The organism is Bacillus sp. SIMBA_026, from assembly GCF_046535335.1.
GTDB lineage: Bacteria > Bacillota > Bacilli > Bacillales > Bacillaceae > Bacillus > Bacillus velezensis.
Genome location: NZ_JAWRWX010000001.1, coordinates 1852391 through 1877228, shown reverse-complemented (window position 1 = coordinate 1877228; position 24838 = coordinate 1852391). Strand labels below are relative to the sequence as shown.

The following is a 24838-nucleotide window of genomic DNA, read 5'->3' as shown; positions in this document are numbered from 1 at the left end:
TATGCCTTTTATAAAAGAATTACCAGAATGGGGGAACCCCGGTCAGCGGCCGCCGCAAACGTCCATTGATCAAGGGTATAAGCCGATGGACCATCCGCCGGCCGATTGGTTTAACTGGTATCAATATACGGCCTATCAGGCTTTGAAAGAGTTGCAAACGATCGGAGCAACGAAAGAAGATGTTTCTTCAGCCGTATCTGATGCCGAAGCTTATACTGACAAGCACGAAAGACGGACTGACAACCCGCACAAGACAACAAAAGCACAAGTGGGGCTGGGTAACGTTGACAATGTGCAGCAGGCTTCCAAAGTCGATTTTGATACACATACCAATGACAATGACCGCCATATTACAGCTACAGAGCGCGTAAACTGGGATGCCAAGGAGACAACAACAGGTGCATCAAATAAAGCTGCTACGGCCGAAAGGAATGCCAAGGAATACGCCGATAAACATATCGACGATAAAAACAACCCTCATGAGGTTACAAAGGACCAGATCGGGCTTAGTAACGTTGAAAATGTTAGACAGGCCGACTATTATGCGTTTCGCCAACACGACAACAATGGAGAACGCCACACATCAAAGGCAGAACGGGAGAAATGGAACAATGGGCAATTATCGAAAATAACTGATGACGCGGGAGGCGCTCTTGTATCTATTAGTGATACAGATGACTTTTACAGCAAAATTGTTCAAAGTGGGAAGCGATTCGGCACTTTTTATTCAACGGGAAAAGCGGTAAATGCCCCCAGCACAAGCTCTACAAGGGGGTTTTTTCATTTAACCTCATTAGACAGCAACGGAATGGGGACATACGGTTATGTAATCGCGGTAGACTTCAAAAATAATGTTTTTTCCAATTATGTAGACGGCAGCCTGACTTGGAGCGGGTGGAAACGTCTTTTGTCAGATGGTGATTTATCACCGTCTTGGAATACTGTATCACTTATTAACGGGGCGAAGCAGGATTTAAGTTTCCCGTTTATGTTTTCGGTAGTAAATAATACCTTGTGGCTGGCTGGATCATTCGGTTCCCTGCCATCTATAGGAACCGTTGTGGCAAAATTCGCATATAAACCTACCCGCCTACTTGATTTTGTTGTTCCGACAATTGGATCATACGGGACTGCCCGGTTTGCTTTCACAACAAATGGCGAGTTGAGGTATGACGGTATGATGGCAAATGATAACTCAGCGGTAACCCGGGTATCATTCGATAAACCAATCCCATTATGGTAAGGAGGGGAGAATATGCATGTTCTATTTTACGACGAGAATAAAAAGTATATAGGTGAAGCTGATATTGAGGGGAAAGAGCTGCCGCCGAATAGTACAAAAGCGCAAATAAAACCTGGCATGTACGACCCGGAATTTGACGAGATTAAAGGTGAATGGGTTGAAGCTGCGACTCGGGAGTACATTGATCAAACCAAAGGCATTCCTGAACCCAATCCCTTAATGGAGCAGATTTCTGCAATCGGTAAACAACTATCAGCAGAAGAGCTTGCAAGAAAGCAAGCTGAAGAAGGCCAGCAGGCTCTTGGGATGCAGCTTACAGATGAAATCATAGCACGAAAGCAGGCTGAAGCAGTCAATATTTCAATGGGCAAACAGCTTGCCGCCTTAAAGCTTAAATTGTTGGAATTGGAAGGAGGGGTGACCAGTGAATCTTAATTTCTGGGTATATGCCTTGTTCTACAAGTGGGCGACAACCGCAATGGTAAAGCAGGCAATGGGTTTTAACGATTGTACCATCGACGATATGAAAGAGGGTGTGGCTGCGATGTATGTTACACCGGATCAGTTTCAAGAAGTAACAGGGCAGCCATACGAGGATCAAACAGAAGCCAATTAATAAGGCTTTTTTATTTTGCCTCGAAGGAGGTGAAGCGTATGAGATAGATAAAAGGGGGGGCGTACTAATGTCACAAATGACGGAGGTACCGGAAGTGAATGCTTTACAAAAAGAAATTACAGAGGTTAAAGCCGGTCAAAAGACTCTTGAACAGCGGGTAAGTGTCCTTGAGCGTTCTTCAGACAGGCATGATCAGCAAATCATTTCGTTAAACGAAAAGCTGAACAAAATTGATGAGAATACGACTTGGATCAAACGGACCATCACAGGAGCCATAATAACGGCCGTCAGCACCGGATTTATCGGCGGGGCTATCGCGATCATGTATAACCTGCTGCAAAAATAAGGAGGAAAATAACATATGAAAAAATTCGACAAAGGTACAGTCGTCCGGACTGTGCTTCTTTTTATTGCTCTGGTAAACCAAGTTTTAGTGATGTTTGGTAAAGATGTGCTACCGATTGCAGATGATCAAGTGAATGACCTTGCGGACGCGGTTTATTTAGGCGGCTCCATCGGGTTTGCGATCATCATGTCACTGGTAGCATGGTTCAAAAACAACTATGTGACTGAAAAAGGCCATAAGCAAAAAGCCGTTTTAAAACAGCACGATTTAACCAAGTAAGAGCTGCCGTTCGGCGGCCTTTTTATATTTCAAAACAGAATAGGAGAGATTTTTATGTCAGCATTTAAAAACCAATATATTGATATTAATAAATGGACGCGGCCGGGAATTAAAAACAACGGCGTGAAGAAACTGGCCGTACATTACACGGCAAACCCCGGCGCGTCTGCTGCCAATCATTATAGATACTTTGGTCAAACGCTCCCCGCACAGAACAGAAATCTGTCTGAGAAAAAACAGACGTTTGCATCTGCACATATTTTTGTCGATCGTACAGAGGCTATTTGTATCATTCCGTTGAATGAGGTGGCCTATCATGCGAATGACGTTCAGCAATTCGTCAACGGGCAGCCTTATCGAGGTGTCGCGGCGCTGAAGCCGAATGCAAATTTCTTATCTATCGGTGTGGAGCTTTGCATTGAAAAGAACGGCACTTTCCATCCGGATACCATTGCCCGTGCAGAACAAGTTTGTGCCGAGCTGTGCAAAATGTATAAACTTGACCCATCCAATGATATTGTACGACATTACGACATTACACATAAAATCTGCCCGGCGCCGTGGGTAAGCAATTCTAAAGGTTTTGCCGATTTTAAGACCCGTGTTGAAAAGCGAATGGATGGTGTGGTTGTAACGGTGCCTGTATCAAATCCGGATGTTACCCATACAGATACAGGAAGATTCATCAAAAACACGGTGGTTTCAAGCGATGGCCTTGTTTTACGTACACAACGGAGCGCCTCTTCTTCCATGGTGCTTAACCTGCCGAATGGCACGGTTGTAAAATATCAGCTTGGATCAACTGTCAACGGATGGGGATATGTTGAATACACCAATTCAAAAGGCCAGACATTCCACGGATATGTGAATGTCTCCTATATTAAGAGTGATAATGAGCTGAAAAGCGGTAGCAAGAAGAAAGTAACAGCCTCAAAGCCAAAAAAACAAAAATCAAAATTCAGCCTACCTGCGGGTATTTTTAAAGTCACAAGTCCGTTAACCCGAGGGGAGGCCGTAAAACAGATTCAGACGGCGCTGGCGGCGCTCCACTATTACCCGGATAAGAATGCAAAGAATTTCGGAATCGACGGCGCATATGGCCCGAAAACAGCAAATGCAGTCAAACGGTTCCAGTCCATGTATGGCCTGGCTGCTGATGGTATTTATGGATCAAAAACTAAAGTGAAGCTTGAGGCGCTATTGAGGTAAATAACTCTTTCCGATTATTTAACCCCGTATTATGATTTTGAAAAAACAGACAGTCAGGACTATCCCGACTGTCTGTGTAAAAAAAGTTTAACCATATTAATTTTGGCTGGGTGGCTTTGGTGGTCTTTGAGTTTTTGGGACACCCTTTAACCCATGATTGATACTTGGTCCTGGTTTTATTTCTCTAGGATCAGGTTTATTCGTGTCTTTGTTCAACGTCAACACCCCCTTTCAATTTCAATTTCTATCTTTGAGTTAACATCAAAGTTAAAATAAATAAAATTTTGCTGATAGAGCTCCTTTAGCTCTCCGGAACCTTCGTCCTTGTGAACTTTTACCTCAGATAATACAAGCTCTCTTTTGTCGTCCTTTTGTGAATAAGCAGAAATGGCGCCTTGATAAACGATATTGGTTTCACGGTCGCGAAGAATAACCCATTCTGATCTTTCATCGCTAAATATATAATCCCAAACATCATCTTCTCCATGTTTATTGGAGATTCCCAGAAGGTTTGCAACTTTGAAAATATACTTTTTATTTATGATTACCACTAAGATAATTGCCAAAATTGCACCGATTAAAGTTGCGAGGAAAACCTCGGACACCTTGATTTGCTCTTTGCTGTTTAACAGTGAACTTAAAAATGTAACTTTCCAATAAAGTTTATCATTTAACTGGTTGCAGATATAAACGATAAACATAAGAATCCCATATGCAAACACACCAATTAGATATGAATGTAAAATGAAATGGAACATTTGTCGTTTTCTATGAGTTGTTAATAGGTCAAGGAGTGTTGCACCAATTATTCCAGGGAGAAACAAGAACAAAAGCCTTACTGCTAAATCTGATATATCTATATCATCACCTCCCATTTATTGAACTCTTCCTGATAAACTCTTTCCTTTCAATCCAACAAGGAAATTATAGCAGTTCGATGAAAAAATTCTAGTTTTTTTACAATACCTATTTACAACGGTAAATAGGTATTGTATAATTGAAGTATAGAAAGGAGGTGCTAAAGTGGACGAGATCAGAAACATCGTTCTTATCATCGCTGGTATCGTGACCATTATCAAAAACATCTATGATATATGGCAGAAAGAAAGCGAAAAGCGAGAAAAGAACATGAAAAAGCGCTCCCGCCGGGTAAGCAAGAAGCGCTAAAAACATAGTGAGACAAGGGGAGAAAATCCCCTTGCTCCATTATTATATCACGTCCACGACGATATGAAAAAATATTTTAAGCAGTACAGCTCGTTTGATATGACCACTCTTATTATCATCATTGCTGGTATAGTGGCTATTGATTACGAAAAAGCTGGTACCCTTGGGAAAATCACAACGTTTGTTTTATACTTGGCTGTAATGGTTATTTTGTTAAAAGGATTTTTTATGATGTGGAGAGAAAGCCGACATGAAAGAAAGTGAAAAAATTAGGTTTATCCAGGAAGAAGTTTTGACGGTTGCTGAAGTTGCCGAGCTGCTTTCTGTTAGCCGGCAGCGCGTAAGCCAGCTTGTCAGCGGCGGCCGGCTCAAGGTGATAAAGAAGGTGGGAACGGTGGCTTTATTCTTGCTGGAACATGTACAAGCTTTAAAAAAAGAATTAGAGGCAGAGCGGAAAAAGTATCGTCCGTATGATGAATGAAGCCCTTCTTATGACGAGAAGGGTTTTTTGTTTTTTAAGTCCATGTATGGGTTGACTGCTGACGGCATTTACGGGCCGAGAACAAAAGCTGAACAGGAAGCACTATTAAAGTGAAAATAGAGTTCTGTCTTTATTTAATAGGGCGAACCTTTTTGATAAACAATGGATTTCCAAACGAATAAGGGAAGTGATTTTCTTATAATTCACTTATTTTCACCTAAACCCAACGTTGTGGACTCAAAATAAATGCTACCAGTTTTTGTATTAGTATTGTAATGAATCGCATAAATTAAAGAGAACACTTACTTATTTTTACTCGGGTAATACAATGACAAAAATACTATTTAATGTATTTTATGAAAAATATGTATTTTAAGTAAAATTTTAATGTTATAATTTGTTTGGGCCAAATAACACTTGTAGATGCATCTACTAATAGGAGAAAATGATGCTAAAGAAAAAAGTTCTTGCTGGTTGCTTAGCCTTTACAATAATGCTTTCAGCTTCCCCACTAACCTCTTTTGCGGCAGAAAGAAGTTCTAATAAAGGTAATGAATTATTAACGTATGCCCAAGTTCAAAAAACTGAGTTGCAGACTATTGCTGAGTCTAAAAGCAAATCAGTTGGAAATACAAGCGGTGAATTTTCTACACAGGGATGGAAGAAAGATGCGCTTGTTCTTGCTCTTAGATACGGCGGTGATTTAGCAGGGGATTTACTAAGTCTGTTAAGCAAGAAAAATGCAAGTTATGTTAAAAAGTATTCCAAAGAGCTGGCTGATTTCCTTGACGAAGTTTCCAGTGACATTGAGAAAAAGTTGGTTGATTTTATGATTTTTGATTTGGAGCTGCCGCAATCAGCTGCTCGTACTATTGCATGGGCGATTATGCAAGTTATTGGATGACGATAAAGGAGTGACTCCATGAGTTTAGAAAAAGAAGTAGAGCTTCTCAAGTACCAAAATTATTTATTAAAAACAATTATAAATGGTGATGATTATCCATTTTTTATGTTTGCTTTAGATCACAACTTAAATGAGAAGCAAGTCGAAGCAACTGTAGAGATTTTAAGCATCTTTTCTAATCGTCTTAATGGCGAAAAAGAGTCTCTCAATTTAAGAAAAAACTCTGCGAGTAAGAAGTTTGATGCGTTTGGCATTGCGGTTGAAGAAGTCTTTAAAAACGACAAACCAACAAGAAAAGAATTTGAGAGTTATAAGGATAAAATCTTTTCTTCTGAAATTGAAACCAAATATTTATTAATGAGTCTTCAAAGACAGCATATTAAGCCAAATGTTTGTGAATTTTTACTGCAAGATAATTAATGAGAATTTTTGTCCCTCCGCAAATGCGGGGGGGATTTTGCATTTAAACGATAAAAGTATCGGCCGTATGATGAATGAAAGTCCTTCTTATGACGAGAAGGGTTTTTGTTTTTTAAGTCCATGTATGGGTTGAATGCTGACGGCATTTATGGGCCGAAAACAAAAGCGAAGCTTGAAGCTCTACTAACATAAGAGAATCCCTTCTCGTTATGAGGAGGGATTTATCTTTTTATTCATCGTATAGTTTATTAACCAAATCGGTAAATGAATCAGATATATAACTCAAAGCTCCATCAGGGTCTTCATAAGCAATTTCATGATCCCAGAAAACCACAGAGGGATTTTCTTTATTCTGACGATAATCGAAACAGATTTCATTACCGAAAGGATCACAGGCGAAAGGGACTATCCCTGAAAGCATTCTTCCATCCTGATAATCTTCTAAAACCTCTAAAATAAAACTTGAACTATCCTCAGTTAGACCATGTAATCGATTAAAAACTGCGCCTTTTGTATTTTCATAGTCAAAAATCTTTTTACTTGGGCGTGCTCCATTGTTGTTTAATATAGTTGAAATGTAGTCGTTTGGAAACTTAATATCTAAAGCCTTTTCGATTTTTTTAACAGTTGTTTCCCCGATGGGTTCTTCGGCAAATCTCCACTCTGTCATATTGACCAACTCCTATCTGTTCTTACTTCCTCCACCCCAAAGGTGCCGGCCTCCTGTATGGCCTGTTTTCCGATGCACCTTTTGGTCAACTAATTGCATTCTCCCTGTATCTTGGTGATGATGCCAAGTATATCCGTCTGGTGTTTCACCAGCTTTTATCATTTCGATTTGAAGGTCATTGAATTGATTTCTAAGTAAAGGATCTCTTTCAATTTCTTCTTTTAATTTTAAGGTTGCATCTTTAAATTGTAAATAATCGCTTTCCTTATAAAGTTTAGAATCAATCTTCGTATCAAATTTTGCTTTGAAAATTGGGAAACCGTCTTTATTATATGGAACTCCAGTTTTAGGATGTTTTTGGTTTTTAAGATGGCCCATTTTTAAGTTAACTGTTTTGATGTTTCCGTATTCATCTCTGTAAGTATAAGGTGCGGCTTTAGTAAACAAATCATCCTTTGATTGAACTAATCTCTTTAAAAGCGGCGTATTTTTAACATTAATAGTATTCCCGGCGTCTTGTAAAATCCCTTCTAATGCAGGGGTATATCTATTGGCATAAGGCTTGACAGATGGATTGCCATTTTTAATCTTTTCGCTAGCCGCCTTCCCAACTTTAGCAAGATCTTTTGAGCCTGTTGAGACAGAGGACTTTCCGCCTTTCAATAACAGAAGACTTCCGCCCAAGTAAGTAACATAGTGCATCCGTGTATATGCATCCCCGTGAATCATCTTTTTATCCCAATCATCCTTCAATGTGTCAACCATACTTTGAAAGACACCTAGATAGTCGTATTCCAGAACAGTATCCAGAACTTTTTGAGGATCTTTGTTTAAGTTGTCAATTGTCCAACCGATATTCCGTCCGAGTTGAAGTGCTCCTTCACCGGTATCCTTGGCAAGATCGTATACACCAACAAGCAGACCTTTGGCGCCATCACCTATGATTTGCAATGCTTCTTTTCCGTTATCCATGAAAGCTTTACGCTGTTCCAGAAATGAAACAAATTCAAGCTGTTCAGGGGTGAGATTCTCATAGCCAACCTTTTTGGCGATTTCTAAATATTTATCCGGGTCGGTTACACCATCAGCCAGCTTTTTCTTCAGATCCTTGATTTCACGCTCTTTCGCCTCTTCCTTTTTAATCGTCAAATAAGCATCCGAATGTCTTGCAATTTCGCCTTTTTTCTTATGGATGTCACTTTCACGGTACGCTTTGGCGTTGTAGTGAAGTGGAGTTGCGCTTTTTCCTTTGCCCGTGGCGTTTTGAAGCTGCTGGAAGTCAGCTTGGATGAACTGTTCGTTCGCTTCGGTTTCTGCGTATTCTTTCATTAGATCGTGATCAAGCTTGCCGAGCTTATGTATTGTTTCGCTTCTTTTTTTGTCAGCTGAAGAGAGCTTCTGATCCGTGTTTTCGGTTGAAAACAGATCAAGCGAGATGATGTCTTCGATCTCTCCGAGGATGGAGCGCATGTCCTTTTTCTGCTCCTCCATAATCGCCTTTGATTTACTGAGGGCATGGGTGAGCTCGTGCTCAAGAAATGATTCCTCCACATGCGAATTGGAAAGTCCGGCGTCTTCGACCTTGCCGGGAAGGCTTGTGAGAAATGCGATTTTCATATCGATCAGGTCAAGCCAGCTGTCTGTGACGCTTGCATGGTCTTGGAAAAAGGCTTTGATATTGTCAGCGCCCTGGCCTGAGAAATCATTGTCATTGATGTCAGCCATGCCTTGAAAGGCTTTTTTTAGATTGACCATTTGGTTGCGGAGTTCTTTGTATTCGTTTGCGCGTTGTTTGGCGGCAGAAAGCAGAGTGGTTGCTTCAAAGATTTTCATGATCATATCCTTTCGCGATAAAATGTTATTCAAAATTTTACCACGATGAAAGCCAGAGTAAATACATAACAAAACTTCCAAATACAAAACAGTTCTTTTGGATTGGTTTATTTTTACTATTATCCGTTGATTCGAACTATTAAAAATAGGTTGAATTGCCCTTTCCTTTGATTGCGTAAAAACGAAATAAGAATTGCGGCATGTCGAAAATTATTCCTATATATTACATATTATGCTAAACGTATGCTAGAATGTTGTTTGAGAAAATTTAGAATATTTGTAGAAAGAGGGGTTTATTGATGAGTAAACTGGCTTCTGAATGTGTTGCAAATATATTAAATGATTGGTATATCGCGATAAAACAACAAGACGCTGAGTCTGCTGAGAGATATTTTGAAGAGGTCAAACCATTGTTTGATGAGATGGAAGAGGATCAGGAAGTTTTGATGTATTATTCTTTGTTGGAGGAAAGGCATAAAATGCTCTTGTATCAGGTGAAAGGGGAGGAGCTTCCGCCTCATTCATATTTTAATGAAAACCACGCTGAGGAAATAAAAAAAACAGACCATATGATTGAATATTATTTCTTTCTATTTGAAGCGTTATATGAGTCGCACAAAAGAAATTTTGAGAAAGCAATTACTTTGTTCAAAATAGCAGAGAAAAAATTGAAAGATATACCTGATTGTATAGAGCGGGCTGAATTTTATTCGAAAGTGGCGTCTATGTATATGTTGCTGCGGCAGAGTCTAATTTCTTTGAATTATATCAATGATGCGCTACAAATTTATAGAGAAAATGAAGGCTATAAACGAAAGCTTGCCACGTCTCTTATGATTGTTGGTCAAAACTACACTGATTTAGGACTTTACGAAAAAGCAGAGGAAAGTTATTTAGAAGCAATCAGAATTTCGAGACTTCTTCACGATTCGCTTTTCACCGCTTTAATACATCATAATTTAAGTATTACATATTCTGCAGCAAACCGTTCCCAAGACTGTATAAATGCCTTGAAAAAGGCCATCAGAAATAAAGAGTGGAGGGACTCGGTTTATTATATAAATTCCCTGTATATGTTTTTGAAAGAGCTTTATAAAATAGGGGATGTAAATAAAATTCCATATTATTATAAAAAGACAAAGGAATATTTTAAACGAAAAGAGAATAAGGTGTATGAGGCTAAAATAAATATTATTTACGGACTTCTGCAACAGGATCAGAGGAAAAGCATTGAAACTTGTCGAGGTGGTATTTCTTACTTGTACGAAGTAAATGACCTTGATAGCGTTTTTGATCTTTCTTTGGTTATTTCAGAACACTGTGAGCAGCATGGACTCTTTAAAGAGGCGCTTGAATTTTCTAAACATGCTATTTTAGCCGAGGAGAAAATGAGGCACCTGGAGGGATTGTAATTGAAAAAAATTATTCTTTGTGCAGCTCTAACCTTCGTTACGTTAAGTGGTTTAGCTGTAGTCAAAATTAATCATGCATCATCGGATGTTAAGATAACAGAGCGCCCGGTGGGTACTCTAAAATTAGCAGAGCGACCAGTAGGCACATAAAAAACAATAGCCCCAGCCAGGGCTTTTTTTTATGCTTTTAGCGGCAGCCATTAGATCGCGTGAATAAGCGGAGACAGGGGGAAAGCTATTTTAGTTTCTTCATTATATTGTCTCAAAACATCCACTTGTTTTTATGCTTATCCCATTTCAGCATACGTTGCCTCATGAGGTTCTTCACTGCTTCCCGAATAGTGCGTTCATCCTTGCCAGTTTTTCTCTTCAATTCATCCAAGGAGGGGTTTTTCCCGAAGCGGGTCATATTAATGATGATCCTGTATACTTTCCTCTCAAAGTCATTCATTTGAATTACCTCCTGAAGAGAATAATACCAGAACAAATATTCTCTTTTCAACTTGAAATAGAACAAAAGTTCGTATAATATGATAGTAAATAAGGAGGGGCAGCAGCATGAAAGCATTGCTAAATCGTTCGTTAAATGAAAAATCAGCATTAGACATGATTTATATAAAAGCTGATGGAACAGTCTCGAAAAGAACCATCATAGTGCGCCAGGTAAAACAGAATTTTATCCGGGCATTTTGTTTTAAGAGTAGGCAGACAAAAACATTTAGGATAGACAATATTCTTGCCGTTGCCCCGGCCAATTATAAAAAAGGGGTAAGGAATCATGCGTGATATGACGAAAAGGCAATCCGAAACACTGCAAGCGATTATTCATTTCATTAATGAACACGGTGTGGCTCCGACTTATAGGGAGTTAATGAAACACCTCGGTTTAAGCTCTACGAGCACAGTAAAGGGGCATCTCGACAAATTAAAAGAAAAGAATTACATCACATGGCAGAATGGTTGCCCGCGTACGCTGAAATTAGAAAAAAGAGCTCAGCAATTCTGAAGCTCTTTTTCTATTGACTGCACTTTTTCCGGGCCAGCGTACGAATTGGACAAGAACTTACGTTCGTTAAAGTTGTAGGCTGCCCGCAACCATTATGATATAATTTTGAAAAATGTACCTTTTGCAAACGGGGTGATATTTTGTTTTTTGAGGAAAAAAATACAGAGGAATTGATCAGATATGAAGATTATCCCTACGCGGTTTATGCCAGGGTTTCGTCTGAAAAGGATAGCCAAACAACATCCATACAAAACCAGATAGACATATGCCATCACTGGATTGAAAAAAACAACTATGAATGGAAAGACGAGGCTATCCAGCTGGACGATGGTATAAGCGGAACAATTCTTCTCGACCGTAAAGCCATGCAGTTAATTTTAAACAAGGCCAAGAATCACAAATTGAAAATGGTTGTATTTAAATCCATCAGCCGGCTTGCAAGGGATCTGAAGGATGCGCTGGATATAAAAGAGGTTTTGCTGGCGCACGGCGTTCGTGTAGTTACGTTGGAAGAGGGATATGACAGTTTATATGAAGGAAAAAACTCAATGAAGTTCGAAATGTTTTCCATGTTTGCTGCTCAATACCCACAGACAATATCGGTTTCAGCAAGTAGCGCACTCGCAGCGAAAGCAAGGCGCGGGGAACATTCAGGCCGGGTTCCGTATGGGTATAAGAAAAACGGCAAGTTTCTTGAAATTTACGAAGAACAAGCAAAAGTGATTCGCATGATTTTTGATTTATACAATAATCACGGTTACGGCCAAAAGAGAGTTGTGCACAAATTAAATGAAGAATTGCTGCTCGGCAATATTCCCAAGCCTCAGCAGAATGAGCGATGGCAACTATCAACTGTTCAAAGGATTTTACAAAATCCGATCTATTGCGGTGTGTTCATTGCAAACCGGTATACTCAAGTGAAAATCGGGGGGCGAAAAAAATTCATCCGTAACCCAGAGGAAAAATGGACGATTTATAAAGATTGGGCGCCGAAGATCATTACACTGGAAGATTACGAAAAGGCGAATAATAAAAAGCATGTGCTGAAAAAACGGCGTTTCAATCCGAAAAACGAACTTCGCGGCTTAATGAAATGCGGTGTTTGCGGCGCGAACATGGTCATTCTGTTCAGTTATAGACGCAGGAAGAAAGACGGCGTAAAAGTGGAGCACAATTATGTGAAGTGCAGCGCCTACCGACGCGGAGGGAAAAACATGTGTATTTCTCACCCGCCCATCCAGTACAAAGACTTACGCGAAATAGTCATTGAAAAGCTCAAGGAGAAGGGCCGTAAGTTAAAACTGAATGTGAAATCAGATTATGAAGAGAAAAAGAAACGGCGGATCAGAGAAACAAAAGTTCAAATTGAAGCAGCTGAGAAAAAACATAAACGGCTGCTGGAATTATTTCTCGAAGACCAAATGATCTCAAAAGCCGAATTCCAATCCAAGCGGAAAGAGATCGAGGATCAACTGGAACAGTTAAATGATAAGCTGTTTCTGCTTGAGCGTGAAGAAGAAGAATCAATTGACATTACCAACATTAAAATCGCCTTCAGTCTCCTAAAGAAAAAGGACCAGGATTTGTATGAGGCGTTTCATGCGCTTATCGAAAAATTGGTCATTCATGAAGATGGAACCGTTGATTTTCATTATAAATTCCAGTGATCATTCTCATTTATGTTTGCAAAAGATATGCATAACAAATGCCATGCAGAAGTTAGGTGTGAAAGGGCGTTCGCAAGCTGTTGTCGAGCTTCTTAGAATGGGTGAGCTAGAGCTCTGATTCTTGCCGGTTTTCCTTCTTTTCGAGAAGGAGCCGGTTATTTGCGTTGGCGCCCGGGCTGTTGGGCATGCGGTAAAATCCCGGTTTTCCTTTTTCTCCGTCAGTCTTGCATTTTCTTAAAAAAAGAAGGAAAATAGACACGGAGCGCATAGCCCAGAAAGATCCTTGAGTGAGGGATGGACAAATGACATCAAAATCTGTAGAGCATGTTGCGGATATCGAAAAATCACTCCGCCATATCGCTGCGATCATTAAACAAAAAGGAAGAGAAATCCTTAACCAATATGCAATTACACCGCCGCAATTCGTGGGGCTTCAATGGCTTTATGAATTGGGGGATATGACAATAGGCGAATTATCAGGCAAAATGTATTTGGCTTGCAGCACGACGACGGATCTGATAGACCGCATGGAAAAAAATAAGCTTGTCGAGCGGGTCAAAGACCCGGCTGACAGACGGGTCGTCAGAATTCATCTTCTCGCTGAAGGAGAGCGCATTATCCAAGAAGTGATTTTGAAAAGACAGGCTTATTTGCGGGATATGTTTGCGACATTTTCCGAAGAAGAAACAGCCGCTTTCGAAAAATCATTATTGAAACTGCAGCATGAAATGAAAAGAAAATGAGGCGATTTTGTTGGAACAGCCGATAGGAGTCATTGATTCCGGGGTTGGCGGGTTAACCGTTGCTAAGGAAATCATGAGACAGCTACCGAAGGAAAATATCATCTATGTGGGAGATACAAAACGCTGCCCGTACGGCCCGCGTCCTGAAGAAGAAGTTCTTCAATACACGTGGGAAATGACCGATTACCTGCTGGAAAACCACCATATCAAAATGCTCGTGATCGCCTGCAATACGGCCACGGCCATTGCCTTGGAGGATATTCAGCGCAAAACGGATATTCCGGTTGTCGGCGTCATTCAGCCGGGTGCGAGAACGGCGATAAAGGTCACGAAAAACCAGCATATCGGCGTCATCGGCACGGTCAATACCATTAAAAGCAGAGCGTATGAGCAGGCGCTGCTCGGGTTAAACGCAGAACTTCAAGTTGAGAACACGGCTTGTCCGCTGCTCGTGCCGTTTGTGGAAAGCGGACGGTTTCTTCAGGAATCAGCGGAGGAAGCGATTGAAGCATCGCTTGAGCCTTTAAAAGGTACATCAATTGACACCTTGATTTTAGGATGTACGCATTATCCGATTTTAAAAGATCCGATTCAGAACTATATGGGAGAGCATGTGAAAATCATTTCCTCCGGAGACGAGACGGCGAGAGAAGTGAGCACCATCTTGTCTTATAAAGGTTTGTTAAACCAATCGAAACATGCACCGGAGCATCAATTTCTTACAACGGGAGAGCGGAACGGCTTCGCAAAAATTGCCGAAGACTGGTTCGGCCACGAAATCGGCCATGTCGAGTGCATCTCCCTTCAAGAGCCGGTCAGAAAATAAATCAAAAAACCCGCTGTTTACGGCGGGTTTTTTTGCGCTTCCCGGTCTATTTCCCGGATAGGGCTCGTATACATCATAGTACAAACAGCCTTAGGAGGGAAAAGTATGCTGAAAAAAGGACCTGCAGTCATTGCTGCAACATGTCTTACTTCGGCTTTTGTGTTATCTGGATGCGGTTTGTTTCAATCCGATAAAACAGCCGGGGAAATTGACCCGCCTCAAGACATTTCATATGTAAAGGATGAAGCGGGAATTCAGGCAAAACCAAAGCAGTCAGAGAAAAACGGTACTTCTAAAGCCGACCAGCCGGCCAATACAGTCATGCGAGAGCTGTATCTGATTGATAAAAACGGCTATGTCGCAGCACAGACACTGCCTCTTCCGAACAGTGAGGGAACCGCAAAGCAGGCCCTTGAGTATTTAGTTCAGGGAGGGCCTGTGTCAGAAATCCTGCCGAACGGCTTCAGAGCGGTGCTCCCTGTGGATACGACGGTAAACGTCGATATTAAAAAAGACGGCACTGCTGTCGCTGATTTTTCGAAGGAATTTAAAAACTATAAAAAAGAAGACGAACAAAAAATCCTGCAATCGATTACATGGACGCTTACCCAATTCAGCTCAATAGATAAAGTCAAAATCAGAATCAACGGGCACGAACTGAAAGAAATGCCTGTGGGCGGCACGCCGATTACGGGTGACTTAAGCAGAAAAGACGGGATTAATATTGAAACGGCCGGAGTGAATGATCTGACAGACACCCATCCGCTGACTGTATATTATCTGGCGGAAACAGAGACGAGCGAATACTACGTGCCTGTCACAAAGCGGATTGACAATTCGGAAACAAATGACATCACCGCTGCCGTTGAACAGCTCGCCGACGGACCGGGCAAAGCAAGCGGGCTTTTGACGGACTTTAATAACGATGTTAAGCTTCTCAGCAAGCCGAAAGTAAAAGACGGCCAGGTTACACTGGACTTTAACAGCTCCATTTACGGAAGCGCCGACGAAAAAACAAAAATGGTGTCATCGGGCGTACTGGACAGCATCGTCCTCACGTTAACCGAACAGCCGTCGATCAAAAGTGTTTCTATAAAAGTAAACGGAAAATCAGAACTGGTGAATGAAAAAGGAGAATCCCTTTCAAAACCTGTTTCGAGGCCGTCACAAGTTAATACGGGTAGTTTTTAATTTGCGATTTTTGATATACTAGTAAAAAAGAGGTTAGCGTTCCGGCTGCCTCTTTCTTTATTCACAATCCGGAACAAAAGGTTTATGTACATATAATCGGAGGTAAAATATGAGACACGACGGAAGACAGCACGATGAGCTGCGCCCTATCACATTTGATTTGGATTTTATCACTCACCCGGAAGGCTCTGTTTTAATTACAGCGGGAAATACGAAGGTCATCTGTAATGCATCTGTGGAAGACCGGGTGCCGCCATTTTTACGCGGCGGAGGAAAAGGCTGGATCACCGCGGAATACAGCATGCTTCCCCGCGCGACGAATCAAAGAACGATAAGAGAATCTTCAAAAGGAAAGGTCTCCGGCAGAACGATGGAAATTCAGCGGCTGATCGGGCGCGCGCTCCGGGCCGTCGTTGATTTGGAGAAGCTCGGCGAACGGACGATCTGGATCGACTGTGACGTCATTCAAGCTGACGGCGGAACAAGAACGGCTTCCATTACCGGCGCCTTCTTGGCAATGGCCATTGCGATCGGCAAACTCGTAAAAAGCGGCGTTATCAAAACCTCTCCTGTGACAGATTATCTCGCGGCCATTTCTGTCGGGATGGATAAAGAAGAAGGCCTTCTTTTGGATCTGAATTATGAAGAGGATTCGGCGGCTGAAGTCGACATGAATATTATCATGACGGGAAGCGGACGTTTTGTAGAGCTTCAAGGGACGGGCGAAGAAGCCACATTCTCCCGTGAAGATTTAAACGGACTGTTAAATCTTGCCGAAAAAGGAATCCAGACGCTTATTCAAAAGCAAAAAGAAGTGCTGGGAGAAACATTGCCTGAACTGAAATAAGAAAGAGAGGCCTGATCACCGTGAAAGAAGCCATTATTGCGACACACAATCAGGGAAAAGTGAAAGAATTCAAGGAAATACTCGAACCGAAAGGCTACAGCGTCTCTTCTTTGGCGGAAATCGGATTTACGGAAGAAATTGAAGAAACCGGACATACCTTTGAAGAAAACGCCATCTTAAAAGCGGAAGCCGTGGCAAAAGCCGTAAACAAAATGGTCATTGCAGACGACTCCGGTTTATCGGTGGACAACCTTGGAGGCAGACCGGGCGTTTATTCAGCCCGTTATGCCGGAGAAGCAAAAGATGATACGGCGAATATGGATAAGGTGCTGTCAGAATTAAAAGGCATCGAAAAAGAGCAGCGCACGGCCCGTTTCCGCTGCGCCCTTGCCGTCAGCATGCCGGGGCAGGAAACAAAAACGGTCGAAGGTCATGTTGAAGGGTATATCGCGGAAGGGCCCGAAGGAGATAACGGATTCGGCTATGACCCCATTTTTATTGTAAAAGATAAAGATAAAACCATGGCCCAGCTGACAAGCGCTGAGAAAAACAAAATCAGCCACAGGGCTGAGGCGCTCAAGAAACTGTCAAAGCTGCTTGATTCATAAGGGGGAGCGTATGCAATGAAAGTGCTGATAATAAGTGACAGTCACGGCCTTGAAGACGAGCTGGAGACGATTGCAAAGCGGCACGAAGACGAAGCGGATCTGATGATTCATTGCGGTGATTCAGAGCTTGACGCCGCACATCCGGCGCTTACGCCATATCACACGGTAAAAGGCAATTGCGACTTTGGCGGCGGGTTTCAGGATGAACTCCTTCTGGACGCCGGTTCAAAGAAAATTCTGGCCGTTCACGGGCATCTTCACGGCATTAAACAGTCACTTTTAACTGTTTTTTACCGGGCGGAAGAGCTTGGGGCGGATATCGTCTGCTTCGGCCATTCACATATTGCCGGGAGTGAAGTGCTCCGGGGCAAGCTTTTGATTAATCCGGGCAGCATCCGTCTTCCGAGAGTCCGCAATGTGAAAAGCTATGCCATTCTTACTCTTACAGAAAGAGAAGGCGCCGTGACATTTTACGACGAAACGGGTCGGGAATTGAAGGACTTGGGGAATACAATCAGTTTTTAACAAGTGATGGGGGAGATTTCATTCTTCCCCATCAAAAGTTTTTAAAAAAATATTGACTTATGATTTGAACCTGTATATAATAAATCTTGTCGCTGATACATAAAGCAAAAGCTGTCCCAGTAGCTCAGCTGGATAGAGCAACGGCCTTCTAAGCCGTCGGTCGGGAGTTCGAATCTCTCCTGGGACGTACAAAAAAAGAGCTGGTGACATCAGAGTGAAAACTGATGCCGCTGGCCTTTTTTATCGGATGACTATATTGTCAATTCGCTGATATCATGGTAAAATGATCAGCAGATATTTGTTTTTCATGTCCCAGTAGCTCAGCCGGATAGAGCAACGGCCTTCTAAGCCGTCGGTCGGGAGTTCGAATCTCTCCTGGGACGTATAAAAAACCTCAAGCCCTGACAATGGGTTTGAGGTTTTTTTGTATTTTATTTTTTATTTTACGAAACAAAAGTTCCGTATTCGATGAAAATTGTAAAGTTATTTTAATATAAATGAAACTTAATGTAATATTTACCGTAATAAATATATGTATAAAGATACTTAAGGGGCCCTTTAGTGGTAAATTATCTAATTTCTATCATACATTTTGTCAATAATCGATAGAAAGACAGCAGGAGGAATTAGCTTTTGAAGTACGCATTTGCATATAAAAATCACAATATAGAAACGATCTTTTGCGGAAAAGACGAGCTGTTTGAGGAACTGAAGCAATTTTTAATCACTCAATGCGGTTTAATCATTGTTGAGGTTTCAAGGGCTGATTACTATACGGAGCAGGAAATGAATCAATGGAATGACCGTTATACTCTGTGAATATGAAAAGAAACCGGCCGTGTGAGACCGGTTTTTGTATCATCTGAATCCGCTCGGAGCGCTGAAGCCCCCGGCATGGCCGCTGAAACCGCCTCCGAGCGCGCCGGGATGGACCCCTGCGCCGAGGCTTCCGCCGACGTCACTGAAGGTTTGGCCGTAGTACCCGGATGTATAAGGGTACGGAACGAATTGCTGTCCGGCGAATGACAGCGTGCTTTGCGGGGTCTGCTGTCCGTATCCGGATGACGGAAATCCCTGCTGAAAAGAAGGGCCGCCTTGATATGGTGCTGTATGCATCGGGACCGGGGGATAATAAGACTGCGGCGGTAAGACCGGTAAAGGCGGAAATCCAGGAGGCAGGCCCTGCATACCTGATAACATCTTATTCATGACATCACTCATTTCTTACGAGATAAGAACAGTGTATGCGTATGTCTGTATAAAGAGCCTGTTCAATCGAACGGAATATCTGACAAGCATGCCGGAAGGACAGAGAAAAATCGTGTAATAAAATGTGACATATTCGTATATGAACGGAAAAATTTCATGTAATCTTGAGAGATTAATAAAAAAATGATAAAAACTTTTAATATTTACAGATCCCTTTGTACCAGTAATGAAAGCGTATACAAAGTAGATTGATTAATCTAAATTGTCTAATAATTATAAAAATGCTGTTGACACTGTCTGCAAACGGGCGTAATATGAGTTCAAACAAAAATAAATAAATGATTCACGCTAAAAAGAAAAATCATAAAACACTGAAAAAACAAACAAACGAAGGTTCTTTTTTAATAAAAGAGCTGCCATAATAAAAAGCGCAGAAGAGGATAAGTAGCTTTGCTGAAGTTTTTCACAGAGAGCCGGTAACGCTGAGAGCCGGTAAAACAAATCAAAGTGAACTCCCCTCAGAGTGCCGGTCTGAAATGTAAAGAGTAGGACTCGGCCGAGTGAACGCAATGTTTACTCGTTATCAAAACGGATAATCATTATCCATGAGACGGTCTGCATATGACCGTAAACAAGGGTGGTACCGCGGAAAGCAAAGCCTTTTCGCCCCTTTTGGCTATCGCATGAAATGCTTGGCTGAATGTGGGTGGGAAGGCTTTTTTATTTGCGTCAGCCGGCGCTGCGTTTTATGAATTGGATTTTAGAAGGGAACATTGAAAAGGAGGAACTGAAAATGGGCACAAATGTACAGGCGGATTCTTTGTCTGCCGAATGTACAAAAACAATGAACGGGGCTCTGATGCTGATTGAATCATTAAAGAAAGAAAAAGTCGAAATGATCTTCGGATATCCGGGGGGAGCCGTTCTTCCGATTTACGATAAGCTTTATCAATCAGGATTGGTTCACATCCTGCCCCGGCACGAGCAAGGCGCGATTCATGCGGCAGAAGGGTATGCGAGAGTCTCCGGAAAGCCGGGGGTTGTGATTGCTACTTCAGGACCCGGAGCGACAAATTTAGTTACCGGTCTTGCGGATGCGATGATTGATTCACTGCCGCTCGTAGTGTTTACCGGGCAGGTGGCCACTTCGGTCATCGGCAGCGACGCTTTCCAGGAAGCCGACATTTTAGGAATTACGATGCCGATTACGAAACACAGCTACCAAGTCCGCCGTCCGGAAGATCTCCCCCGTGTAATTAAAGAGGCGTTCCATATCGCCACGACGGGAAGACCGGGCCCGGTATTAATTGATATACCGAAGGATGTCGCAGCATTTGAAGGAGAGTTCAGATATGATCACGAGATCAGCCTTCCGGGTTATCAGCCGGTAAAAGAGCCTAACTATCTGCAGATCCGAAAGCTCGTGGAAGCTGTCAGCAGTGCGAAAAAGCCGGTTATTTTAGCCGGAGCGGGTGTTTTGCACGGTAAAGCTTCAGAAGATTTAAAAAATTATGTCGAACAGCAGCAAATACCGGTAGCGCACACGCTCCTCGGTCTGGGCGGTTTCCCGGCAGACCATCCTCTATTTCTGGGAATGGCGGGGATGCACGGCACATACACAGCGAACATGGCGCTTTACCACTGTGATTTGTTGATCAGCATCGGAGCGCGGTTCGATGATCGTGTGACCGGAAATCTGAAGCATTTTGCAAAATCGGCCAAAGTAGCGCATATCGATATTGATCCTGCTGAAATCGGAAAAATTATTGAAACGCAGATTCCGGTGGTCGGCGACAGTAAAATCGTCCTTCAGGAATTATTGAAGCAAAACGGAAAACAGGGACAGACAGAGGAATGGAAACAGCAGCTTTCAGAATGGAAAGAAGAATATCCGCTTTGGTATACAGACAACAGAGAAGAGGGCTTAAAACCCCAAAAGCTGATTGAGTATATTCACCAATTCACAAATGGAGAGGCGATTGTGGCGACGGATGTCGGCCAGCACCAGATGTGGGCGGCTCAGTTTTATCCTTTCCGAAAGGCTGATAAGTGGGTGACCTCGGGGGGGCTCGGCACAATGGGCTTCGGCCTTCCGGCGGCTATCGGAGCGCAGCTGGCCGATCGTAACGCCACGGTCGTTGCCATCCTCGGAGACGGCGGTTTTCAGATGACCCTTCAGGAATTAGATGTCATCCGGCAGCTGAATCTTCCTGTCAAAGTGGTTATCTTGAACAACGAATGTCTGGGCATGGTCAGACAGTGGCAGGAAATCTTCTATGAAGAACGCTACTCTGAATCCAAATTCTCGGCGCAGCCTGACTTTGTCAAATTGTCAGAAGCCTACGGCATTAAAGGCGTCCGGATTTCATCGGAAGAAGAGGCGGAAGAAGAGCTTAAAAAGGCGCTTTCATCAAAAGAACCGGCCGTTATTGACGTCCGGGTCGCCAAAAGCGAAAAAGTATTCCCGATGATTGCGCCGGGTAAAGGACTTCATGAAATGGTGGGGGTGAAACCTTGAAACGCATTATCACATTAACGGTGGTCAATCGCTCGGGAGTATTAAACCGGATCACCGGCCTGTTTACAAAAAGACACTATAATATCGAAAGCATCACTGTAGGCCACACGGAAACAAGCGGTGTTTCAAGGATTACATTTGTCGTCCATGTGGAAGGCGAAAATGACGTAGAGCAGCTGACAAAGCAGCTTAACAAACAAATTGACGTCCTGAAAGTGACGGATATTACAAACCAATCAATCGTACAGCGTGAGCTTGCACTGATTAAAGTTGTTTCCGCACCGCCGGCCAGAACGGAAATCAATGGAATCATTGAGCCGTTCAGAGCTTCCGTCGTTGATGTCTCAAGAGACAGCATCGTCGTTCAGGTTACCGGCGAATCTAATAAAATCGAAGCGCTCATAGAGCTTCTCAAACCTTACGGCATTAAAGAAATCGCGAGAACGGGCACAACGGCTTTTGCGAGGGGAACCCAGCAGAAGGCGTCATCCAATAAAACAATTTCAATTGTATAACACAAAAAAGGGAGAGATTAAAATGGTAAAAGTATATTATAACGGTGATATCAAAGAGAACGTATTGGCAGGTAAAAAAGTAGCGATTATCGGTTACGGTTCACAAGGTCACGCACATGCGCTGAACTTAAAAGAAAGCGGAATTGATGTCATTGTCGGCGTCAGACAAGGCAAATCATTTACACAGGCCCAAGAAGACGGTCATAAAGTCTTTTCGGTAAGAGAAGCGGCTGCCCAGGCTGATATCATTATGGTTCTTCTTCCGGATGAACAGCAGCAAAAAGTATATGAAGCTGAAATCAAAGATGAATTGACGGCGGGCAAGTCATTGGTATTCGCACACGGATTTAACGTCCATTTCCATCAGATCGTGCCTCCTGCTGATGTGGATGTATTCCTTGTCGCCCCTAAAGGACCGGGACACCTTGTCAGAAGAACATATGAACAAGGCGCAGGCGTACCGGCATTGTTTGCCATCTACCAGGATGTATCAGGCGAAGCGAAAGATACGGCTCTTGCTTATGCAAAAGGAATCGGCGGAGCGCGTGCGGGCGTTCTTGAAACAACATTTAAGGAAGAAACGGAAACGGATTTGTTCGGTGAGCAGGCTGTTCTGTGCGGAGGTTTAACGGCGCTTGTCAAAGCGGGTTTTGAAACGCTGACAGAAGCCGGCTACCAGCCTGAACTCGCATACTTCGAGTGTCTGCACGAACTGAAGCTGATCGTAGACTTGATGTATGAAGAAGGCTTGGCGGGCATGAGATACTCTATCTCTGATACGGCTCAATGGGGAGATTTTGTCTCAGGGCCGCGCGTAGTCGATGCAAAGGTAAAAGAATCGATGAAACAAGTATTAACGGATATTCAAAACGGTACATTCGCGAAAGAATGGATCGTGGAAAACCAAGTGAACCGTCCTCGCTTCAATGCGATCAATGCAAGCGAAAACGAGCATCAGATTGAAAAGGTCGGCAGACAGCTTCGTGAAATGATGCCGTTTGTCAAACAAGGCAAAAAGAAGGAAGCGGTGGTCTCCGTTGCGCAAAATTAATGTTTTCGACACGACCCTTCGTGACGGTGAACAATCCCCCGGGGTCAACCTTAATTCCCGGGAGAAACTGGCGATAGCCAAGCAGCTTGAAAGACTCGGGGTGGACATTATTGAAGCGGGATTTCCCGCTTCATCCCGAGGTGATTTTTTAGCCGTGCAGGAAATCGCAAGAACGATTAAAAATTGTTCGGTAACAGGGCTTGCCCGATCTGTCAAAGGTGACATCGACGCAGCCTGGGAAGCGCTGAAAGACGGGGCCAGCCCGCGGATTCACATCTTTATCGCCACCTCTGACATTCATCTGAAGCATAAGCTGAAAATGACGCGGGAAGAGGTTAAGGAAAAAGCGGTTGAAATGGTGAAGTATGCAAAAGAACGCTTTCCGATCGTTCAATGGTCAGCAGAAGACGCATGCCGCACCGAACTCCCGTTTCTGGCTGAAATCGTGGAAAAAGTGATTGATGCCGGCGCGAGCGTCATCAACCTGCCGGACACTGTAGGTTACCTGACGCCGGCTGAATACGGAAACATCTTTAAATATATGAAGGAACACGTTCCGAATATCAGCCGGGTAAAGCTCTCAGCCCATTGCCACGATGATCTCGGAATGGCGGTTGCCAACTCACTTTCAGCAATTGAGAACGGCGCTGATCAAATTGAATGCGCCATTAACGGCATAGGAGAAAGAGCCGGGAACGCCGCGCTAGAGGAAATCGCCGTTGCGCTTCATGTCAGAAATGACGCGCATCAAGCCGATTCATCTCTCAATCTTCATGAATTAAAGCGGACGAGTGATCTTGTCAGCAAACTGACGGGCATGGCCGTTCCCCGCAACAAAGCAATCGTCGGAGATAACGCTTTCGCACATGAGTCCGGCATTCACCAAGACGGTTTCCTGAAAGAAAAATCAACATATGAAATCATTTCACCGGAACTTGTCGGCGTGACTGCTGATGCACTTGTACTCGGAAAGCATTCCGGGCGCCACGCGTTCAAAGACCGCCTGAATACGCTTGGATTCCAGTTTGATAGTGATGAAATCAATAAATATTTTACGATGTTTAAAGAACTGACCGAAAAGAAAAAAGAAATCACTGATGATGACTTGATTTCTCTTATTTTAGAAGAAAAAGTGACGGACAAAAAAATCGGCTATGAATTTTTGTCTCTGCAAGTGCATTACGGGACGTCTCAGGTGCCGACTGCAACAGTCTCTTTAAAAAATCAGGAAAACGAACAGCTGATGCAAGAGGCGGCAACGGGGGCGGGCAGCGTAGAAGCCGTTTATAATACGCTCGGGCGCTGCATCGATAAAAATATTGAACTGACAGACTACCGCATCCAATCCAACCGGAAAGGCGAAGACGCACTGGCTCAGGTTTACGTCAGAGTGACCGTGAACGGAAAAGAATCATCAGGGCGGGGAATCGCGCAGGATGTTCTGGAAGCTTCTGCAAAAGCATATTTGAACGCCGTGAACCGGCAATTGGTGCTGGATTGCAATATAGACGGATTAAAGAGACAGACTGCGGTCGGCTCGTAATAGAAAGGA

General features: G+C 42.9%; 31 protein-coding genes, 2 tRNA genes, 3 pseudogenes and 1 other annotated feature. Of the genes and pseudogenes, 31 read left to right on the top strand and 5 right to left on the bottom strand.

Annotated features, from left to right (window positions below; translation table 11 throughout):
* Nucleotide 1 precedes the first annotated feature (1 nt).
* The 6 genes from SB847_RS09110 to SB847_RS09085 all read left to right on the top strand — a co-directional run bounded on the left by SB847_RS09110 (nt 2) and on the right by SB847_RS09085 (nt 3693).
* Nucleotides 2–1243, top strand: a complete 1242-nt coding sequence (locus SB847_RS09110) for a hypothetical protein (RefSeq protein ID WP_410577567.1) — start codon at nt 2–4, stop codon at nt 1241–1243.
* A 12-nt stretch (nt 1244–1255) separates the two neighbouring features.
* On the top strand, nt 1256–1678 hold the full coding sequence (locus SB847_RS09105) for a hypothetical protein (protein WP_253600232.1): 423 nt from the start codon (nt 1256–1258) through the stop codon (nt 1676–1678).
* Nucleotides 1668–1859, top strand: a complete 192-nt coding sequence (locus SB847_RS09100; protein ID WP_410577565.1) for an XkdX family protein — start codon at nt 1668–1670, stop codon at nt 1857–1859. Before SB847_RS09105 ends, SB847_RS09100 begins: the two co-directional genes overlap by 11 nt.
* Nucleotides 1860–1935: 76 nt before the next feature.
* Nucleotides 1936–2205, top strand: coding sequence for a hemolysin XhlA family protein (locus SB847_RS09095; RefSeq protein WP_014470540.1), 270 nt, complete (start codon nt 1936–1938; stop codon nt 2203–2205).
* Between the two features lie 15 nt (nt 2206–2220).
* Nucleotides 2221–2484, top strand: coding sequence for a phage holin (locus tag SB847_RS09090; protein WP_410577563.1), 264 nt, complete (start codon nt 2221–2223; stop codon nt 2482–2484).
* A 54-nt stretch (nt 2485–2538) separates the two neighbouring features.
* Nucleotides 2539–3693 carry an N-acetylmuramoyl-L-alanine amidase gene (locus SB847_RS09085; protein ID WP_410577561.1) on the top strand — a complete coding sequence of 385 codons (1155 nt, stop codon included), beginning with the start codon at nt 2539–2541 and terminating at the stop codon, nt 3691–3693.
* Nucleotides 3694–3911: 218 nt separating this feature from the next.
* Here the strand turns inward: SB847_RS09085 and SB847_RS09080 are convergent, their stop codons facing one another.
* The gene (locus tag SB847_RS09080; protein ID WP_410577559.1) at nt 3912–4568 is read right to left on the bottom strand and encodes a DUF6338 family protein; all 657 of its coding nucleotides are present in this window, start codon (nt 4566–4568) and stop codon (nt 3912–3914) included.
* Between the two features lie 148 nt (nt 4569–4716).
* On the opposite strand from SB847_RS09080, the gene SB847_RS09075 reads away from it, so the two are divergent.
* The 6 genes and pseudogenes from SB847_RS09075 to SB847_RS09050 all read left to right on the top strand — a co-directional run.
* Complete coding sequence (locus SB847_RS09075) at nt 4717–4860, top strand: hypothetical protein (protein WP_164969218.1); 144 nt, start codon at nt 4717–4719, stop codon at nt 4858–4860.
* 250 nt (nt 4861–5110) lie between these two features.
* Complete coding sequence (locus tag SB847_RS09070; RefSeq protein ID WP_127010282.1) at nt 5111–5341, top strand: helix-turn-helix domain-containing protein; 231 nt, start codon at nt 5111–5113, stop codon at nt 5339–5341.
* A gap of 33 nt (nt 5342–5374) precedes the next feature.
* Nucleotides 5375–5455, top strand: a pseudogene (locus SB847_RS09065) (peptidoglycan-binding domain-containing protein); the annotation flags it as partial.
* A gap of 334 nt (nt 5456–5789) precedes the next feature.
* Nucleotides 5790–6245, top strand: coding sequence for a hypothetical protein (locus SB847_RS09060; protein ID WP_410577556.1), 456 nt, complete (start codon nt 5790–5792; stop codon nt 6243–6245).
* A gap of 18 nt (nt 6246–6263) precedes the next feature.
* Nucleotides 6264–6665, top strand: coding sequence for a DUF1878 family protein (locus SB847_RS09055; RefSeq protein ID WP_410577554.1), 402 nt, complete (start codon nt 6264–6266; stop codon nt 6663–6665).
* A gap of 111 nt (nt 6666–6776) precedes the next feature.
* Nucleotides 6777–6857 (top strand): annotated as a pseudogene (locus SB847_RS09050) (peptidoglycan-binding domain-containing protein); the annotation flags it as partial.
* Between the two features lie 37 nt (nt 6858–6894).
* Here the strand turns inward: SB847_RS09050 and SB847_RS09045 are convergent.
* Complete coding sequence (locus SB847_RS09045; RefSeq protein ID WP_410577553.1) at nt 6895–7335, bottom strand: SMI1/KNR4 family protein; 441 nt, start codon at nt 7333–7335, stop codon at nt 6895–6897.
* A 12-nt stretch (nt 7336–7347) separates the two neighbouring features.
* Nucleotides 7348–9168 (bottom strand): T7SS effector LXG polymorphic toxin, encoded by a 1821-nt coding sequence (locus tag SB847_RS09040; protein ID WP_410577551.1) that lies wholly within the window; start codon nt 9166–9168, stop codon nt 7348–7350.
* A 299-nt stretch (nt 9169–9467) separates the two neighbouring features.
* Between SB847_RS09040 and SB847_RS09035 the strand changes: the two genes are divergently transcribed.
* Complete coding sequence (locus SB847_RS09035) at nt 9468–10580, top strand: response regulator aspartate phosphatase (protein WP_410577549.1); 1113 nt, start codon at nt 9468–9470, stop codon at nt 10578–10580.
* Nucleotides 10581–10730 (top strand): PhrK family phosphatase-inhibitory pheromone, encoded by a 150-nt coding sequence (locus SB847_RS09030; RefSeq protein WP_164972328.1) that lies wholly within the window; start codon nt 10581–10583, stop codon nt 10728–10730.
* Nucleotides 10731–10842: 112 nt separating this feature from the next.
* On the opposite strand, the gene SB847_RS09025 is transcribed toward SB847_RS09030, so the two are convergent.
* Nucleotides 10843–11031 carry a hypothetical protein gene (locus SB847_RS09025; RefSeq protein WP_410577547.1) on the bottom strand — a complete coding sequence of 63 codons (189 nt, stop codon included), beginning with the start codon at nt 11029–11031 and terminating at the stop codon, nt 10843–10845.
* Nucleotides 11032–11138: 107 nt separating this feature from the next.
* On the opposite strand from SB847_RS09025, the gene SB847_RS09020 reads away from it, so the two are divergent.
* The 13 genes and pseudogenes from SB847_RS09020 (at nt 11139) to SB847_RS08960 (ending at nt 18812) form a co-directional block, all read left to right on the top strand.
* Nucleotides 11139–11366 (top strand): WYL domain-containing protein, encoded by a 228-nt coding sequence (locus tag SB847_RS09020; protein ID WP_151296291.1) that lies wholly within the window; start codon nt 11139–11141, stop codon nt 11364–11366.
* The gene (locus SB847_RS09015; protein WP_073982288.1) at nt 11359–11586 is read left to right on the top strand and encodes a LexA family protein; all 228 of its coding nucleotides are present in this window, start codon (nt 11359–11361) and stop codon (nt 11584–11586) included. Before SB847_RS09020 ends, SB847_RS09015 begins: the two co-directional genes overlap by 8 nt.
* Before the next feature lie 140 nt (nt 11587–11726).
* Complete coding sequence (locus SB847_RS09010) at nt 11727–13253, top strand: recombinase family protein (RefSeq protein WP_071347927.1); 1527 nt, start codon at nt 11727–11729, stop codon at nt 13251–13253.
* Nucleotides 13254–13284: 31 nt separating this feature from the next.
* Nucleotides 13285–13371, top strand: a pseudogene (gene gerE / locus SB847_RS09005) (spore germination transcription factor GerE); the annotation flags it as partial.
* A 184-nt stretch (nt 13372–13555) separates the two neighbouring features.
* The gene (locus tag SB847_RS09000) at nt 13556–13996 is read left to right on the top strand and encodes a MarR family winged helix-turn-helix transcriptional regulator (protein ID WP_003152580.1); all 441 of its coding nucleotides are present in this window, start codon (nt 13556–13558) and stop codon (nt 13994–13996) included.
* A gap of 7 nt (nt 13997–14003) precedes the next feature.
* Entirely contained in the window at nt 14004–14822 is an 819-nt protein-coding gene (racE, locus tag SB847_RS08995) for a glutamate racemase (RefSeq protein WP_410561344.1), read from the top strand.
* A gap of 105 nt (nt 14823–14927) precedes the next feature.
* On the top strand, nt 14928–16013 hold the full coding sequence (locus tag SB847_RS08990; protein ID WP_007612936.1) for a GerMN domain-containing protein: 1086 nt from the start codon (nt 14928–14930) through the stop codon (nt 16011–16013).
* 109 nt (nt 16014–16122) lie between these two features.
* A complete protein-coding gene (gene rph / locus SB847_RS08985) occupies nt 16123–16860 on the top strand; it encodes a ribonuclease PH (RefSeq protein WP_044801605.1) in 738 nt (245 codons plus the stop codon).
* Nucleotides 16861–16871: 11 nt separating this feature from the next.
* Nucleotides 16872–17468: an XTP/dITP diphosphatase gene (locus SB847_RS08980; protein WP_108655001.1), complete on the top strand. Its 597-nt coding sequence runs from the start codon at nt 16872–16874 to the stop codon at nt 17466–17468.
* Nucleotides 17469–17483: 15 nt separating this feature from the next.
* Complete coding sequence (locus SB847_RS08975; protein WP_038459402.1) at nt 17484–17993, top strand: YfcE family phosphodiesterase; 510 nt, start codon at nt 17484–17486, stop codon at nt 17991–17993.
* A 113-nt stretch (nt 17994–18106) separates the two neighbouring features.
* A tRNA-Arg gene (locus tag SB847_RS08970) sits at nt 18107–18180 on the top strand.
* 122 nt (nt 18181–18302) lie between these two features.
* Nucleotides 18303–18376: transfer RNA gene (locus tag SB847_RS08965), tRNA-Arg, on the top strand.
* 250 nt (nt 18377–18626) lie between these two features.
* Nucleotides 18627–18812 carry a hypothetical protein gene (locus SB847_RS08960; RefSeq protein WP_007408136.1) on the top strand — a complete coding sequence of 62 codons (186 nt, stop codon included), beginning with the start codon at nt 18627–18629 and terminating at the stop codon, nt 18810–18812.
* Nucleotides 18813–18851: 39 nt separating this feature from the next.
* Here SB847_RS08960 and SB847_RS08955 read toward each other — a convergent pair whose 3' ends face one another.
* Entirely contained in the window at nt 18852–19202 is a 351-nt protein-coding gene (locus tag SB847_RS08955; protein ID WP_410561346.1) for a DNA helicase, read from the bottom strand.
* A gap of 422 nt (nt 19203–19624) precedes the next feature.
* Nucleotides 19625–19876 (top strand) — a binding site (T-box leader).
* A gap of 119 nt (nt 19877–19995) precedes the next feature.
* On the opposite strand from SB847_RS08955, the gene ilvB reads away from it, so the two are divergent.
* Genes ilvB through SB847_RS08935 form a run of 4 tightly spaced genes read left to right on the top strand, consistent with a single transcriptional unit; the run spans nt 19996 to nt 24829 of the window.
* Nucleotides 19996–21720, top strand: coding sequence for an acetolactate synthase large subunit (gene ilvB / locus SB847_RS08950; protein ID WP_410561347.1), 1725 nt, complete (start codon nt 19996–19998; stop codon nt 21718–21720).
* Nucleotides 21717–22235, top strand: coding sequence for an acetolactate synthase small subunit (ilvN, locus tag SB847_RS08945; RefSeq protein ID WP_410561348.1), 519 nt, complete (start codon nt 21717–21719; stop codon nt 22233–22235). The genes ilvB and ilvN overlap by 4 nt, the downstream gene beginning before the upstream one ends.
* A gap of 22 nt (nt 22236–22257) precedes the next feature.
* A complete protein-coding gene (ilvC, locus tag SB847_RS08940) occupies nt 22258–23286 on the top strand; it encodes a ketol-acid reductoisomerase (protein WP_003152600.1) in 1029 nt (342 codons plus the stop codon).
* Nucleotides 23273–24829 carry a 2-isopropylmalate synthase gene (locus tag SB847_RS08935; RefSeq protein ID WP_007612906.1) on the top strand — a complete coding sequence of 519 codons (1557 nt, stop codon included), beginning with the start codon at nt 23273–23275 and terminating at the stop codon, nt 24827–24829. The genes ilvC and SB847_RS08935 overlap by 14 nt, the downstream gene beginning before the upstream one ends.
* Nucleotides 24830–24838: the final 9 nt, after the last annotated feature.

Bases quoted from the DNA above. Each gene is read 5' to 3' on its own strand.
- SB847_RS09110 (WP_410577567.1), top strand. From the start codon at position 2: ATGCCTTTTATAAAAGAATTACCAGAATGGGGGAACCCCGGTCAGCGG.
- SB847_RS09105 (WP_253600232.1), top strand. From the start codon at position 1,256: ATGCATGTTCTATTTTACGACGAGAATAAAAAGTATATAGGTGAAGCT.
- SB847_RS09095 (WP_014470540.1), top strand. From the start codon at position 1,936: ATGACGGAGGTACCGGAAGTGAATGCTTTACAAAAAGAAATTACAGAG.
- SB847_RS09090 (WP_410577563.1), top strand. From the start codon at position 2,221: ATGAAAAAATTCGACAAAGGTACAGTCGTCCGGACTGTGCTTCTTTTT.
- SB847_RS09085 (WP_410577561.1), top strand. From the start codon at position 2,539: ATGTCAGCATTTAAAAACCAATATATTGATATTAATAAATGGACGCGG.
- SB847_RS09080 (WP_410577559.1), bottom strand. From the start codon at position 4,568: ATGGGAGGTGATGATATAGATATATCAGATTTAGCAGTAAGGCTTTTG.
- SB847_RS09070 (WP_127010282.1), top strand. From the start codon at position 5,111: ATGAAAGAAAGTGAAAAAATTAGGTTTATCCAGGAAGAAGTTTTGACG.
- SB847_RS09060 (WP_410577556.1), top strand. From the start codon at position 5,790: ATGCTAAAGAAAAAAGTTCTTGCTGGTTGCTTAGCCTTTACAATAATG.
- SB847_RS09055 (WP_410577554.1), top strand. From the start codon at position 6,264: ATGAGTTTAGAAAAAGAAGTAGAGCTTCTCAAGTACCAAAATTATTTA.
- SB847_RS09045 (WP_410577553.1), bottom strand. From the start codon at position 7,335: ATGACAGAGTGGAGATTTGCCGAAGAACCCATCGGGGAAACAACTGTT.
- SB847_RS09040 (WP_410577551.1), bottom strand. From the start codon at position 9,168: ATGAAAATCTTTGAAGCAACCACTCTGCTTTCTGCCGCCAAACAACGC.
- SB847_RS09035 (WP_410577549.1), top strand. From the start codon at position 9,468: ATGAGTAAACTGGCTTCTGAATGTGTTGCAAATATATTAAATGATTGG.
- SB847_RS09025 (WP_410577547.1), bottom strand. From the start codon at position 11,031: ATGAATGACTTTGAGAGGAAAGTATACAGGATCATCATTAATATGACC.
- SB847_RS09020 (WP_151296291.1), top strand. From the start codon at position 11,139: ATGAAAGCATTGCTAAATCGTTCGTTAAATGAAAAATCAGCATTAGAC.
- SB847_RS09015 (WP_073982288.1), top strand. From the start codon at position 11,359: ATGCGTGATATGACGAAAAGGCAATCCGAAACACTGCAAGCGATTATT.
- SB847_RS09000 (WP_003152580.1), top strand. From the start codon at position 13,556: ATGACATCAAAATCTGTAGAGCATGTTGCGGATATCGAAAAATCACTC.
- SB847_RS08990 (WP_007612936.1), top strand. From the start codon at position 14,928: ATGCTGAAAAAAGGACCTGCAGTCATTGCTGCAACATGTCTTACTTCG.
- rph (WP_044801605.1), top strand. From the start codon at position 16,123: ATGAGACACGACGGAAGACAGCACGATGAGCTGCGCCCTATCACATTT.
- SB847_RS08975 (WP_038459402.1), top strand. From the start codon at position 17,484: ATGAAAGTGCTGATAATAAGTGACAGTCACGGCCTTGAAGACGAGCTG.
- SB847_RS08955 (WP_410561346.1), bottom strand. From the start codon at position 19,202: ATGAATAAGATGTTATCAGGTATGCAGGGCCTGCCTCCTGGATTTCCG.
- ilvB (WP_410561347.1), top strand. From the start codon at position 19,996: ATGGGCACAAATGTACAGGCGGATTCTTTGTCTGCCGAATGTACAAAA.
- ilvC (WP_003152600.1), top strand. From the start codon at position 22,258: ATGGTAAAAGTATATTATAACGGTGATATCAAAGAGAACGTATTGGCA.